Raw genomic sequence first — 14,413 nt, forward strand, 5'->3', positions numbered from 1 at the left:
TATTGACAGGATGTTCCTTTATATCTTGCCCTTTTTGTCAAGTACAATTTATACCAAATTAGATGAGCTTACCCTGCCCATTGAACGTCCAGACCACGCAGAGGCGATCGCCGAAATGGCGCTGGATATGCTAGCAGCAATTAAGGAATTAAATGTGAAGCTAGACGCGAAATTTGATCTCCGCATCGGGATTAATAGCGGGCCGGTGGTAGCGGGGGTAATCGGCACTAAAAAATTCATTTACGATTTGTGGGGAAATGCCGTGAATACAGCCAGCCGCATGGAATCTCACGGCATACCAGGTCGCATTCAAGTCAGCCACTATACTTATGAGTTGCTGCAGGATAAATATGAATTTGAAGATCGTGGCGAGATCGAGATTAAAGGTAAAGGGGAAATGCAAACTTATTTCCTGATGGGCCCAAAAACAGCAAGCGATCTCAAAATTGCAGAGTAAATAAAACTAAGACTTGAAAGTACCTAATTGTTGAGGGAAATTCCCGAGGCTGCGATCGATCGCCTCGCAGGCGCGATCGCCCTGTGGCAGAACGGCTGCTGCAGATCAACCAAATAAGATTATGCTATAGACAGAGATATCGGAGCAATCCTAGGCGCGGTACTCGACGTTATATAAATACTAAGTTGAAGTCGTCGGAGCCTTTAATAATGGTTCAATTTCATATTCAAACAGATAGCGATATTCCAGCATCCACCCAACTATTCAATCAAATCAGGTTTGCGATCGCCTCGCGACAGTTTCCGCCCGGACACCGCTTGCCCAGCACCAGACAGCTAGCCATGCAGACAGGTTTGCACCGCAACACCATCAGCAAAGTATACCGCCAGCTCGAAAATACCGGACTCGTAGAAGCCCAAGCAGGATCGGGCATTTACGTCCGCGCTCAAGGCCACGAAGGCGGCAGCAAACTCAAATCCCCGATCCTCGAAGAATATCCCCTTGCCAACAAAATAGTGCAAGAAAGTATGGATCAACTGCTGGGACAAGGCTGTACGCTCAACCAAGCGAGGGAATTATTTTTGGCCGAAATTGACTGGCGGCTCAGGTGCAGCGCCCGCGTGGTCGTCACAGCCCCCACAGAAGACATCGGCGTGGGTGAGCTGATGGCGAAAGAACTCGAACAAGCTCTTCGCATTCCCATACAGTTGGTGCCGATGGAAGAGTTAGGTACTTTTCTGGATCAAATCTCTTCGGGAACTGTGATTACCAGCCGGTATTTTATCGGAGAAGCAGAATCGATTTCGGCACCGCGTTCGGTGCGAGTCATTCCTGTAGACATCTACGACTATGTTCAGGAGATACAGTTAGTGGGGGGTTTGCCGAAAGACAGTTATTTGGGCTTAGTCAGCCTGAGCCCGGGTATGCTGCGATCGACCGAAGTCATCATCCACAGCATCCGGGGAGAGGATTTGCTGGTGATGACGGCATTGCTGTCAGACGCCTACAAGATTAACTCGATCGTGCGATCGGCCAGAACAATTTTTTGCGACCAACCGAGTTTTGCTACAGTAAAAGCTGCCATCAATGCGGCTAGAGAAGATATTATTCGTCCCCCGCAACTGATATGCTCCGAAAATTACATCGGCTCTAAGTCGATTAATTTGCTCAAGCGCGAGTTGGGCTTGGGGTAAGTCAGTTGACAGTTGACAGTTGACAGTTGACGGTTGACGGTTGACCGTTTGCAGTTGATAGTTGTTGTTCTAATTTCCAATAACCAATTCTAAATTCTCGATTACCAATTACCAATTATCCATGACAATTGAAATCCAACCTTCAATTAATGTTAAAACCGCGATCGAGAGCCGCCGGGCCGCCCGCAGCTTCAAACCCGATGTCATTCCCCCAGCAATATTGGCAGAGATTTTGCGGTTGGGAGTGCGATCGCCTTCCGGTTACAACTTGCAGCCTTGGCGGTTTATCGTACTTCAAGACCCAGCCAGCAAGGAAAAATTAAAAGCTTGCGCTTTCGATCAGCGCCAAGTAGTAGAAGCCCCAACAGTATTAATCTGCTGCGGCGATCGGCGCGCCACCCAACCCGAAAACACCGAAGCCGTCATCGAATTGGGCAAAACCGCAGGCGGAATGAATGACAATTTAGCCGGTTATATGCGGCAAGCAATCCCGCAATTGTTCGAGAACCGCCCGTGCTTCGAGTCCCTAGAAACTTGGACAAACAGGCATACAATGCTCGCAGTAGCTCACTTAATGATTGCAGCTCAAAGCTTTGGAGTAGATAGTTGTCCGATGGAAGGTTTTGTGGCGGCTTCGGTGAAAGAAGCCTTTCAAATTCCCGCAGAAGTAGATGTTTGCTGTTTGCTGCCGCTTGGTTATGCAGCAGAACCTTTCAAACAATACGGCGGACGTTTTGACGTGACTCAAGTGTATTACAGCGAAAGTTATGGACAGACCTTGCAAGTTGAGATTTGAGAGTTAAGATTGTTTGGAAAATTGAATTTTAAGAGTTAAGATTGGGAATGAATCGGGGCCCAAGTTCAAACAAATCAAAAATCCCGACTCTTCTGCAATCTAAAATCTAAAATCCAATAATCTAAAACCGAAAGTGGTGATATCAGACAGAGGAAAAGTATGACAGTAGCAGCGCGACAAAGCAACGCACAAATTCTCGAAGTTGAATTGCAGAAGCACTTGCAAGCAGCCGGATTTAAAAATTTACCGCTTTATATCAGTTGCGATTTTCGAGATGACTCTTTAACGGTTGTAGGAGAACACCCGCGCAGTTTAGTTCTCAAAGCTAAACCGACTTTTGCGGTGCTAGAAGCAGCAATTATCGAAATAGAACCAGAATCTATTCAACAGATTGGACTTTGCCTAAAAATTACCGGGCAAAAACAGCCTTATGCTTTCCATTCTTTTACGATGCACCAGCCTGTTTTGTCAAGACCAAAAACAGTGCAGTTGTTCAAAAAAACAGAGAATATCCCCGCAGAAGAAACCGGGATAGTCTTAACAGAAAATGTGGCCCAGGCGGCGGATGTAGAGGAGGAGATACCGTTAGAAACGGATGGGAAAGATGCGTGGGATGAAGAATATTTCCCCAATTTGTCTGAGAGTTCCAGCAATTCCGATCCGATCGCCTTTAAGGTAGCTGCAATCCCGGCAGATATTGCAGACAATCCCTTCAATCCGCTGGATATGGAAGCGGTAACAGTTGCCCAAAAACCCAAGCATTCACCGTTTGCGATGCTGGCTGCAGCAGGAATCATCAGTGTTGCCGCGCTAGTTTTGGCAGGCGCTTATTATATGCTGAGCCGGCCCTGCGTCATCGGAGGATGTAGTGCTTTAGCTAATGCCAAACAGTTGAGCGAGAATTCGACGAAGACGCTGAAAACGTCAAAAGTTGCCAACAGCCCCCAAGAAGGGCAGCGACAGTTAAAACAGGCGATCGCCCTTTTAGAACCGATTCCCTCCTGGTCAATTCATCGCGGTGAAGCTCAAAGCGCTTTGGAAAGCTACCGTTCGCAAAATCAGAATTTAAACTCTGCGATCGATGCAGCGCGCCTCGCACAGTCAGCAGCCCAGAAAACCCAAAATCCGCCTTATTCTGCTGAGAACGGGCAGGAAGCGCAAGCTCTGTGGCAAAGTGCGATCGCCGAACTCGGAGAAATCCCCACAGACAGCCCAGTTTATCCGTTTGCTCAGAGAAAGACAAAAGAATACGGGAAGAATTTAGCAACTGGAAATCGGCAGTTAAGCACAGAGAAAAAAGCCGAAAAAACGCTGCTCGCCGCCAAAAGTACAGCTCAAATAGCAGAAGCTCGCGAAGCAGTAGCTCAGACAGCCGAGACTTGGGCTCAAGTGCAAGCAGGTTGGGAAGAATCCCTCGACATCCTATCAGAAATTCCCACGAGCACGACATCTTACCAACAAGCTAAACTGCTAGTTCCCAAATACGAAACCAAACTTTCACAAGCACGCGAGCGCAAAAGTGTCGAAGGAATTTCCGAAAATGCGTATACTCAAGCTGTGACTTTAGCAGCGGAAGCTCAAATTTTTGAGGGCAAAAACGCCTGGTTTAAAGCATCTGAATCCTGGCGAAGAGCTTTGAGTTACGCGGAGCAAGTGCCGGCGGCAACTTCCTATTCCCAGAAAGCCCAACCGCTGCTCGCTTCCTACAAAACTTCATTGCAGCAAGCAGAAGTAAAGTTGCAGGAAGAAAGGAACCTGCAAAAAGCCCGCACCGATTTAGATAAAACTTGCAAAGGCAACCCCAAGATTTGCGACTATACTGTTAGCAAAGGTTTGATTGCCGTGCAGATGACTCCAGGTTACGTGCAGAAATTGCAACAAACTTTCATCCAAGCAAACAACAACAATGCTGTGAAGAATCGCCAAGCTGTAGAACAGCACGTTCAAACATTGCAAAAAGCTTTGGAGGCGATCGCCGAAAACGCCAAAATCCCGATGCAGGTGTACGATGGCGAAGGCAAGCGGATTGGGAGTCACGAACCGAAGTAGTTGTAGTTGTAGGGTGCGTGAGGGCGAAAAATCTGTCAGAACGATCGCAATATTTACACTCACGCATCGCCAGCAATTTTATCCGCAGTCAATCCAGCTTGAAAAACTTGTTGCGCCGTCAAATTCAACTCTGGAAAAGTTGGCGACTCAATCCTATCATCTCCCCGAAACTGACTAACTTCATACTCACCATCAACCAACCGATAAATCGAGATCGTCGGTTGTTTAGGATTGCCAATAAACCTGCGGCCACCCAAACCGAGATAATCCACAATCCAGTATTCAGGAATCCCGATTAGTTCGTATTCGCCCACCTTCCTGATGTAGTCATTTTGCCAATTCGTGCTAACTACTTCAATAACCAGCGGAATTGATGCGCCTTGACTCACTGTTGAGCATTTTTGCCACAGAGGTTCTGATCCTAAATTTGGGCGATTTAAGATCAGAATATCGGGCGAATAGGCTGATTCGTTTTCCGGCGGCTTAACTAATGCTTGTTTTGGGATTAGGTACGGAAGGTTTAGCCTGACAAATTCAAGAGTTAATTTCGAGGCTAAGAAACCGATAACTTCTTCATGTTTTCCCGGTGGCTGAGCGATTTCAATAATCCCTCCGTTGTGCAGTTCGTAACGTCGGTTTTCTGGTTTCCATTCGACAAATTTTTCAAAGGTTACTGGTTGATTTGGAGTTGGAATCATGGCTATTTATCCTTGATGACCAGGGCGGGCTCTTCGGCCCACCCCACAAGAAAACTCACTCTTTGTGGAACAGGGATCTTGCCTGTTCATAAAAATAGTGCAAAATGTAAGTTATTACCTACATGATATTAGCAATTACCAATTACCAATTCCACATTATTACCATTTGATCAATTGTGCATCTTGATTGAAAAACTTCCGGGACAATCCCTCAGTCAAAAGCAGAGTTGCGATTACAGTTGCCAGCGCTAACACAAACATAATCAAAATCTGGTAAGATGCTGCATCGAGAGGATTGACACCGCTCAGCATTTGACCTGTCATCATTCCGGGTAAAGTCACGATTCCTACCACCGTCATTGTATTTAAAAGCGGGATTAATCCAGCTTTGATGGCATCTTTGCGGTACTGCTTTACTGCTTGCTGCGGCGTCGAACCTAAACTTAAATGGGTTTCTATTTCTAACTGGCTGCTATTAACTGTACTCACAAGTCTTTCGCCCGCGATCGCCCCGGAGTTCATGGCATTACCCAAAATCATACCCGCTAAAGGAATCAGGTATTGCGGTTCGTACCAAGGGTCAGGTTGCAAAATTAGCAAGTTTGTATAAGCGAGAGTCAAGGCCGTACTGATAAAAATTGAACCCCAAACTAAGGGCAGTAAGTTCTTGATTTTTTTGCTGATGCGGTTACTGGCAACCATGCTAGCTGTTGTCAGCATGATCGCTAAAACTGCTAAAACCAGCCAAGGATTTTTCCCCTCGGGATCAAATATGACTGCGAGCACGTATCCGACTAAGATTAGCTGGATCAGGGTGCGCCCGGAGGCGATCGCGATCGCCCCCTCCAATCCCAATCCCTGCCACGCCGAAAGCCCGATCGCGATCGCCACCATCCCCAAAGCCCAACCCAAATCTGTAAAATCTAGCTCAATTAACACCGGGCCACCCTTTCGATAACGTGATTGTTTGCCTGTCCAAATATAAGATATTGCAATAAAGGTTTCTGGAAAACAGTTTTGCTGCAAGAATTTGCTTTGATAATGCTTGAAATTTATGGTGTGAAGAGTGAATAATGTTCCCCCCCTCGATTTAACCCGCCAATACGCGCAGATTGGCGACGAGATAACCGCTGCGGTGCAAAAAGTTCTTGCCTCTGGCGGCTACGTAGGCGGCCCCGCCGTGAAGAGTTTTGAACGAGAGTTCGCCGACTACACTGGAGTTTCCGAGTGCGTTGGCTGCAACTCCGGCACCGATGCCCTGATTTTGGCCTTGCGAGCTCTCAACATTGGCCCCGGCGATGAAGTGATTACCACTCCTTTTACCTTTTTTGCTTCGGCTGAGACAATTAGCGCCGTCGGCGCCACTCCAGTATTTGTGGATATTGACAGCGAGACTTTTAATCTGGATGTCGAGCTCCTCGAAGCGGCAATTACCGACAAAACCAAGGCAATTATGCCAGTGCACATCTTCGGCCAACCGGTAGACATGACTCGGTTGATGGAAATTGCGACTCGACACAATTTAGCCGTAATTGAAGATTGCGCCCAGTCTGTCGGGGCCGAGTGGCAGTCTCGAAAAGTCGGCAGCATTGGCCATGTCGGCTGCTTCAGTTTTTATCCAACCAAAAATTTAGGCGCTTGCGGTGACGGTGGCGCGGTGACGACAAATGATCCAGCCCTCGCAGCTTCGATGCGAGTGCTCAAAGAACATGGACAGTCTTCTAGATATTTCTACGAAGAAATCGGCTACAACAGCCGTTTAGATGCCCTGCAAGCGGTGATTCTCAGCATTAAATTGCGGTATCTCGACAGTTGGAACGCGCAGCGGCGGGAGAAAGCGGCACTTTACAGCGAATTTCTCTCCCGCGTGCCCGGAGTTGCCGTCCCCAAAGAATTGCCGGAAGCAAAAGGAGTTTGGAATCAATACACGATCCGGCTGACAAGTCCCGAAGACGCGCAAAATCCCTCTGGCGATTTTCGAGATTGGATGCGGGCTCAGTTGCAGGAATGCGGCATCGGTTCGATGGTTTACTATCCGTTACCTTTGCACCTGCAACCTGTTTACAAATCTTTGGGCTATATTGTCGGTCAGTTGCCACAGGCTGAGCAAGTTTGTCGCGAAGTCTTGTCTTTGCCGATGTTCCCGGAACTGTCGAGGGATCAACAAGAGCGGACGATTTATGGTCTGAAAGATTGCTTGGCAAAGGCCGATCGCATCCGGTAGCTTTGGCGCGATGGCATCAGCGAGGGAAAAGCAGGAGGAGAAAAGAATTGCAGGGTTGCAGTGCTGTAAAAATATGCACCGGTCAGGGAGAGCCGTTAAGTATTTTGACCGATCACTTGTACTTTTATGTACTATATTTAATGAAAAGAAACAAATTTAGGCTAGCAATCCGCATCGAACGGGTGCATTTTCCGCTCGCCTAAAACTTGCGATCGGTCAATGATGAAGAAGGAAGAAGGAAGAGGGAAGAAGCCCGATGGAAGTCGGAAGAAGGAAGAAGGAAAAATAAAGAATGTTTGAATTTTCGACTTCCCATCCCCGATGCCCGATGCCCGATGCCCGATGGCCGATGCCCAATTCTCAATTTAACCTGTAATTTTCAGAAGATAAGAGGAAAATAAACGAGTGCCTCAGTATCAATTCACTCAGGCTAGACGCTACGATCCACAAGCGATCGCTCAGTATTACCGCAACCGTCCTTGGAAAGCAATTTGGCGCGCAATTACCGTTATTTGGTCTTTTGCGGGCTTCGTGCTGGGGATGCTGTGGGACAGTTGGCAGCACGAAGTCGCAGTACACCAGCCAGAACGAGCCACCCACCTGCGACAAATACTCACTCGCTTGGGCCCCACTTTCATTAAAGTCGGCCAAGCCCTTTCTACCAGACCGGATTTGATCCGCAAAGACTTTCTCGAAGAATTGATCAAACTTCAGGATCAATTGCCGCCGTTTGACTCAGTGCGCGCTTTCGAGATTATTGAAGCGGAACTCGATCGCAAAATTAGCGAAACCTACAGCGAAATCTCCCCCGAACCTGTCGCCGCGGCAAGTCTGGGTCAAGTCTACCGAGCTCGCCTCCTCACCGGGGAAGCAGTAGCAGTCAAGGTTCAGCGACCGAATTTGCTGCCAGTCTTGAGCCTCGATCTTTATTTAATGCGCTGGGCGGCTGGATGGTTGGGCCCCTTGTTGCCGCTGAATCTCGGTCACGACCTTTGTTTAATAGTCGATGAATTCGGTATCAAATTGTTCGAGGAAATTGATTATATCAATGAAGGCCGCAACGCCGAGAAATTTGCTACAAATTTTGCCGACGACCCGACGGTAAAAGTTCCGAGTATTTACTGGCGTTATACTTCAAAATGCGTTCTCACTCTCGAATGGATTGAGGGCATCAAGCTGACAGATATAGAACGTGTTAAAGCCGCAGGTTTGGATACCGATAGTTTAATTGAAGTCGGAGTCCGCAGCGGTTTGCGACAGTTGCTGGAACACGGATTTTTTCACGCTGACCCCCATCCGGGAAATCTGTTTGCCTTAGCGGACGGCCGCATGGCTTACATTGATTTTGGGATGATGGATCAGATGGAAGAAACAACTAAAGAAACTTTGGTTGATTCTGTCGTTCACTTGATCAACAAAGATTACTTAGAGTTAGCTAAGGATTTTGTCAAACTTGGCTTTTTGACTCCAGATACAGATATTATGCCGATCGTTCCGGCGTTGGAATCTGTACTAGGCGATATCGTCGGCGAAAAGGTGTCAGATTTTAACTTCAAGACGGTTACAGACCAGTTTTCGGAGTTGATGTACGATTATCCTTTCCGAGTGCCGGCGAAATTTGCCTTAATTATTCGCTCTCTGGTGACAGAAGAAGGTTTGGCGCTGACGTTGAATCCCGATTTCAAGATAGTTGAGGTGGGGTATCCTTATGTAGCGCGGCGTTTGTTGAACGGAGAATCTCCGGCACTGCGGCGGCGTCTGATTGAGGTATTATTCAAAGATGGCAAATTCCAGTGGAACAGGTTGGAGGACATGATCGCGATCGCTAGGTCCGATCGTAGTTTCGACCTGCTACCCACAGCACAACTAGGCTTGCAATTCTTGCTGTCCGAGGAAGGGTCGTTTTTGAGACGCCAGCTAATGTTAGCTTTGATTGAGGACGATCGCCTCCACACCGAAGAAGTTCGCAGCCTGTGGAACTTAGTCAAGGAAGATTTGCAGCCCGGTCGCCTGTTCAACGTTGCTCTAGGCGCTTTAACGGATTTTTCCACAGCAGGAGCAGCGGCGTTAACTCGATTTTAATTAGAAGGAAGAAGGAAGTTCGGCAACGGATTAGCAAGGGCGGATGTAACGGATGTAACGGATGTCAGGAAGAAGGAAGAGGGAAGAAGGAAGAAAAATAATTCTACTCTTGCCAATTCCCAATTCCCAATTCCCAATTCCCAATTCCCAGATCTCAATTACCCACTTCCAATTCCCAATTACCCAAATTACCCCAATTAAGGAATTATTCGTGTATTATTTTCCAGAACCTCCCTATTTTTTAATGTCGGCTGGATTACTAGCAGGTATGGCCTCCGGTGTAGCATTTGAAGCAACTCTCAAACAATCCGTACAACAGTGGTCTAAAAATCGTTCTACTCGCACCTTGGCTAACCTGCCAAGGCTGCAATTGGTCATACCTTTTCTGGGAATGGCGGCCGGAATTTGTGTATTTTTAGCTTCGGGGATGGAGATTTTTGGCTTCCCAAAACTACTTTCTTATGCCCTAGCTTTGCCACTGACGTTACTCACTGGGTGGCTGGTTTGGACTCAGTTGGGTAAGCTTTTGATCGAGTTAGAACGGGGAGGTTCCCAAGCGCTGGATTTAGATTCTTTTGAACAATGAAAGTTAACTATCAACCTCTTTTTATCAGAAGGAAGGGGGTTGATAGTTCTCTAGTTATCTAGGATTATCCTAATTTGAGGCTTTTGGAACCGCCGAGAACGCAGAGGAAGAGAAAGCATAAAATGACAACTTAGGCAATAATTTGTGTAAAAGTTTTAAAATCTAAAATCTAAAATCTAAAATCTAAAATCGAATGAGTATTTTAATTGTTACGGGTGCGGCGGGGTTTATTGGTTCTAACTTAGTAGAAACTCTTTTAAATCGAGGCGAGACGGTGATCGGTGTTGATGAGTTCAACGATTATTACGATCAGGATCTCAAGCGCAAGAATATTGCACGATTTGAAAAGTATCCGGGTTTTGAATTGGTGGAAGGCGATATTGTGTCTCTAAATTGGCGATCGCTTTTATCCGATGCTAAGGTAATATTTCATCAGGCGGCGCAAGCAGGAGTTCGTGCTAGCTGGGGTGACGGTTTTCGCAGCTATACGGAACGCAATATTAACAGCACCCAAGTATTGTTAGAAGCTGCAAGAAATGCGCCCAGATTGCAAAAGTTTGTCTATGCTTCTTCTTCTTCTATTTACGGCAATGCTGAATCTTTTCCCACGAATGAAAACGCTTGTCCGCAGCCGGTTTCTCCCTACGGAATTACGAAATTAGCCGGTGAACGTTTGTGCGGGCTTTATTACCAGAATTTCGGCCTTCCGACTACTTCGCTGCGCTATTTTACTGTTTACGGGCCGAGACAGCGCCCCGATATGGCTTTTCACAAGTTTTTTAAGTCGATTTTGTTTGACGAGGCAATTTCAATTTTCGGCGACGGATTGCAAACGCGAGATTTTACGTTTATCAGCGATTGCGTTGCGGCGAATTTAGCGGCGGCTGAGGTTCCGGAAGCTGCGGGGGAAGTTTTTAATATTGGTGGGGGAAGTCGGGTAGTTTTGAAAGAAGTTATTGATACAATAGAGAAAATTGTCGATCGACCTATTCGGATAGATTTTACTGAAGCTGCGAGGGGAGACGCGCGGCACACTAGCGCGGATGTGTCTAAAGCCAAGAAAATCTTAGGTTATCAGCCGCAGGTTGCTTTAGAAGAAGGTTTAAGGCGCGAATGGGAGTGGATTCAGTCTGTGTACAGTTAGAGTACAGTTAGATGCTATCTATCCCAGAAATTCCGCAGCTTAAATTGAAAATTGTTAACTTTTTGACTTCCCCAACTTTTGAGATTTCTCTGCAAGCAAACCAACCAATTTGGAGGCGCGAGTTTTGGCTGTGTTTCCGGCGAATTCAAATATCGGTAGTGCAGAAATACGTCTCGGTAGGGAATCTCAACATCTTCGCCAGCACACAATCGAGTAAACTTTGCAGCAGAAATACTCATGTAGTGCAAGTAAGTCAACCGCCGCCCTTTATCGTATAGAACATAATCTATCACATCAAATTGAGAAGACCAATGATTGCCCGTTACCTGTGCAGGTTGATGATAAGCAAAGTTATAACAAGAGATGCCGCTGCGGGCGACTAAATAGTTAAATAAAGGTTGGTCAGTTCCCCGCAAAGACAAAGTTTGTGCTTCTCCTGAAGTCAATTTATCTAAAAGTTGGCTTGAGTTATTTCGATTTAAAATACCTTTTTTTGAACCAAACCAACCAGCACAAAAAATATGAGATTGTAGTTGACCAAGATTGAAAATTTCGGCTAGTTTGGGAGATGATAAATCAAATACATAATTGAGGTCAGATTTGTATTGAAAATCGTTGGCTACCCAATCAAATTCATCAAGTTTTTGATAGATGTAATCCAGAGAACCCATTAGCAGAGTGTCCGCATCAAAATAGACAAATTTATCAAAAGGGCCGTCAAAACAGCAAAATTTTCGGTGCATTCTCAAACAGTGAACTTGCTGCCAACCTTTGGCTTGCCAAACTTTTTGAGCCTTGCGGTGAGATGTCCAAACTTGAGTCGCAAAGTCTTCCCAGAAATGGATGGAATCGGTATTTTCAAACAGGGTGACATTGTGTAGGGTAGAAAAGTGCGATCGCACTTTTTTCAAGTTATCATCGTAGGGAATGATGCAAACAGGAATATTTTTGGCCCCATTGACTTCGAGACTGTTCAATAAAGCGACTAAGTGGTCAAAAACAACATCGTTTGCTAGAATATAAATGCCATCAGCCATCGGATTTTAGATTTTAAATTTTAGATTTTAGATTGAATAATTCTACTCGTTACTAGGCCGGTATGGAAACCAGTTAATTTATTACTCCGCGTGGAGTTGGTTTGTGTGCTTGCGTTGCTAGAGATTTCAATCGCTGTGTGAGTACAAACAATATTATTTATCCATGCCAATATCGAAATATTTTTTGCACTAAATTTGGTTGTTCCTCATTGAGATAACGATAATGTTTCCAAAGTTTCCAATAAGGACTACCGGCTTTAATTGGTATTCCAGCCCAGTGAAGATATTTTAACCTTTTGCCTTTGTCATAAAGAACATAATCTATTTCTTGAAAATGCTTGGAACCAGCCCAGCTTCCAGGTTCGCTTGGTGAAGCTTTAACAAGATTGCCGCGCTGGGGAATCAGCTTAAGAATAATATAATTTAGTATAGGTTGGTCTGTGACATTTTGAGTGAAGTCAAAATATTCTCGATGCTGCGAACATTCTCGCAAAATCTCATACATTTGCGATTCTGTAATAGTTCCTTTTCTAGAAGCCCAAAAACCGCTGTTGAATACATCTTGAAGCTGTGAGTCGGTAAAGATATTCTGTTCTTTTACAGCGGGTGAAAATACATTTCGCAGTTTTTCGCTGAGGTGGTGATAGTCGCAGCAAAAAAAGTCTACTTCTGATAGTTTGTTGAGGTTAGCTGCGATGTCTTCAAAGACGATGATATCGGTATCGATGTACAGAAATTCGTCAAGCGGGCCAAACCAGGCGGCGAGTTTTCGCATTTTGTTGGGGAGGGCTAAAAAGTTGCGATCGAACATTTGGCCAATTTCTCTGGTAAACTGTTCCACAAACTCCAGATTTGGGAACAATCGCACCCCGTGGAGACGGCTGAGGGCGGCTGCGACTTGCTGATAATTGTCGTCGAAGGGAATCAGAAAAACAGGTACTTGACAATTGTACAGACGTATGCTGTTTAAAAGTGCGATCGCACTTTCGATCACCTTATCATTCGCAACAATATAAATACCGCAACTCATACATTTATCCTCAACCTTCTCAATACCCTTTTTAACAAATTCGGCGCAGAAACCTCAGTATAAGACTTTGGGGCTTGGGCAAAAATCGGACGCTTGGACGGTTCGCGGAGATAGCGGTAATGCAGAAACAAATCGCGATAGGGAAACTCAATATTTTCGCCCGCACAAACTCTCCGAATTAAATCCGGCGGCACACCAATATAATGAATGTAAGTAAGTCGGTTTCCCTTGTCGTACAAAATCCTATCTTGCTCTTCAAAATGTTTAGAAGTGACGCTACACCCAGTTTTTTCGCCATCCGGGAGGCTATAAGCAAAATTATAGCTATTCATCCCCATTTTCATCACCATATAATTGAGCAACGGCTGTTCTCCCGCACCTTCATAGAGAATTTCCGCCTCGCCAGATTGCAGTTGAGCTAACAGCCATTCCCTAGTCTCTGGCTCAAACACTCCTTGCTTGCTGGCGTAAAATCCCGAACAAAATATTTCCGAGTCTAGCCGATTTTGCTCAAAAACTTCGAGCAGTTTTGGTGACTGAATATTGTATACTTTAGTTGGGGATAGAAATTGAAAATCATAAACCACAAAATCCGATTCCTCTAACTTCTGAAAAACCGCATCAAGGGAATTCATCACCAAAGTATCCGCATCCATGTAGATAAACTTGTCAAACGGGCCGTCGAAAGCGCAAAAGCGCCGGTGTGCGCCGTAAAGCCGAAATTTTTTGCGGTTCAAACGCTCTGGTGCGGCTGCTTGCATGAATTTATCCCATCGCTGAATAGATGCGCTATCTTCATAAACAAAGACGTTGGGGCGGTTGACAATTTCTGCTTTGATTTCTTGTATTTGGTCGTCGAAAGGATAAATGCAGACAGGAATATTTGAGCCTAAGATAATTTCAATACTGTTGAGTAAGGCAATTAGGTGGTCGTAAACTGTATCGTTGGCTAGGGTGCAAATTCCATTCATATCTATTAGTCTCTTAGAGAGGGACTTGGTTTATCTAGTTGCGGTTTCAACCGCCGAATTATCTAAAGGGTAAAATGGTAGAGAAGAGTCTGGCGGGAAAATTAGGATATGGGAAAAACCGACGCTAACGCAACGCGAAAACCCCT

At 45.7% G+C, this 14,413-nt stretch carries 13 protein-coding genes; 8 read left to right on the forward strand and 5 right to left on the reverse strand.

All coding sequences use genetic code 11. The features are described from left to right. The 4 genes from QUA70_RS14920 to QUA70_RS14935 form a co-directional block, all read left to right on the forward strand. Positions 1 to 457 (forward strand): adenylate/guanylate cyclase domain-containing protein (locus QUA70_RS14920; protein WP_333348222.1); only part of this gene is annotated, 457 nt, incomplete at its 5' end. Between the two features lie 209 nt (positions 458 to 666). Further along, entirely contained in the window at positions 667 to 1,650 is a 984-nt protein-coding gene (locus tag QUA70_RS14925) for a GntR family transcriptional regulator (RefSeq protein WP_333324068.1), read from the forward strand. A 121-nt stretch (positions 1,651 to 1,771) separates the two neighbouring features. Further along, positions 1,772 to 2,446, forward strand: a complete 675-nt coding sequence (locus tag QUA70_RS14930) for a nitroreductase family protein (RefSeq protein WP_333324066.1) — start codon at positions 1,772 to 1,774, stop codon at positions 2,444 to 2,446. Positions 2,447 to 2,605: 159 nt separating this feature from the next. Next, the gene (locus QUA70_RS14935) at positions 2,606 to 4,495 is read left to right on the forward strand and encodes a hypothetical protein (RefSeq protein WP_333348219.1); all 1,890 of its coding nucleotides are present in this window, start codon (positions 2,606 to 2,608) and stop codon (positions 4,493 to 4,495) included. 59 nt (positions 4,496 to 4,554) lie between these two features. Here QUA70_RS14935 and QUA70_RS14940 read toward each other — a convergent pair whose 3' ends face one another. Together QUA70_RS14940 and QUA70_RS14945 are read right to left on the reverse strand one after the other, a co-directional pair. Further along, a complete protein-coding gene (locus QUA70_RS14940; RefSeq protein ID WP_333348216.1) occupies positions 4,555 to 5,193 on the reverse strand; it encodes a Uma2 family endonuclease in 639 nt (212 codons plus the stop codon). Between the two features lie 159 nt (positions 5,194 to 5,352). Then, a complete protein-coding gene (locus tag QUA70_RS14945; protein ID WP_333348213.1) occupies positions 5,353 to 6,132 on the reverse strand; it encodes an ABC transporter permease in 780 nt (259 codons plus the stop codon). A 127-nt stretch (positions 6,133 to 6,259) separates the two neighbouring features. Between QUA70_RS14945 and QUA70_RS14950 the strand changes: the two genes are divergently transcribed. The 4 genes from QUA70_RS14950 (at position 6,260) to QUA70_RS14965 (ending at position 11,229) form a co-directional block, all read left to right on the forward strand. Continuing rightward, a complete protein-coding gene (locus tag QUA70_RS14950) occupies positions 6,260 to 7,417 on the forward strand; it encodes a DegT/DnrJ/EryC1/StrS family aminotransferase (protein ID WP_333348210.1) in 1,158 nt (385 codons plus the stop codon). 405 nt (positions 7,418 to 7,822) lie between these two features. Beyond that, complete coding sequence (locus QUA70_RS14955) at positions 7,823 to 9,499, forward strand: AarF/ABC1/UbiB kinase family protein (RefSeq protein ID WP_333348207.1); 1,677 nt, start codon at positions 7,823 to 7,825, stop codon at positions 9,497 to 9,499. Positions 9,500 to 9,710: 211 nt separating this feature from the next. Beyond that, positions 9,711 to 10,085, forward strand: a complete 375-nt coding sequence (locus tag QUA70_RS14960; protein WP_333410484.1) for a hypothetical protein — start codon at positions 9,711 to 9,713, stop codon at positions 10,083 to 10,085. Between the two features lie 193 nt (positions 10,086 to 10,278). After that, positions 10,279 to 11,229 carry an NAD-dependent epimerase/dehydratase family protein gene (locus tag QUA70_RS14965; protein WP_333348201.1) on the forward strand — a complete coding sequence of 317 codons (951 nt, stop codon included), beginning with the start codon at positions 10,279 to 10,281 and terminating at the stop codon, positions 11,227 to 11,229. 14 nt (positions 11,230 to 11,243) lie between these two features. Here QUA70_RS14965 and QUA70_RS14970 read toward each other — a convergent pair whose 3' ends face one another. The 3 genes from QUA70_RS14970 to QUA70_RS14980 all read right to left on the reverse strand — a co-directional run bounded on the left by QUA70_RS14970 (position 11,244) and on the right by QUA70_RS14980 (position 14,267). Further along, the gene (locus QUA70_RS14970) at positions 11,244 to 12,266 is read right to left on the reverse strand and encodes an Npun_R2821/Npun_R2822 family protein (protein WP_333324049.1); all 1,023 of its coding nucleotides are present in this window, start codon (positions 12,264 to 12,266) and stop codon (positions 11,244 to 11,246) included. A gap of 157 nt (positions 12,267 to 12,423) precedes the next feature. Continuing rightward, complete coding sequence (locus QUA70_RS14975) at positions 12,424 to 13,296, reverse strand: Npun_R2821/Npun_R2822 family protein (protein WP_333348199.1); 873 nt, start codon at positions 13,294 to 13,296, stop codon at positions 12,424 to 12,426. Further along, on the reverse strand, positions 13,293 to 14,267 hold the full coding sequence (locus QUA70_RS14980) for an Npun_R2821/Npun_R2822 family protein (protein WP_333348197.1): 975 nt from the start codon (positions 14,265 to 14,267) through the stop codon (positions 13,293 to 13,295). Before QUA70_RS14980 ends, QUA70_RS14975 begins: the two co-directional genes overlap by 4 nt. Between the last annotated feature and the right edge of the window lie 146 nt (positions 14,268 to 14,413).

The organism is Microcoleus sp. LAD1_D5 (genome assembly GCF_036702115.1).
Taxonomy (GTDB): Bacteria; Cyanobacteriota; Cyanobacteriia; order Cyanobacteriales; family Microcoleaceae; genus Microcoleus.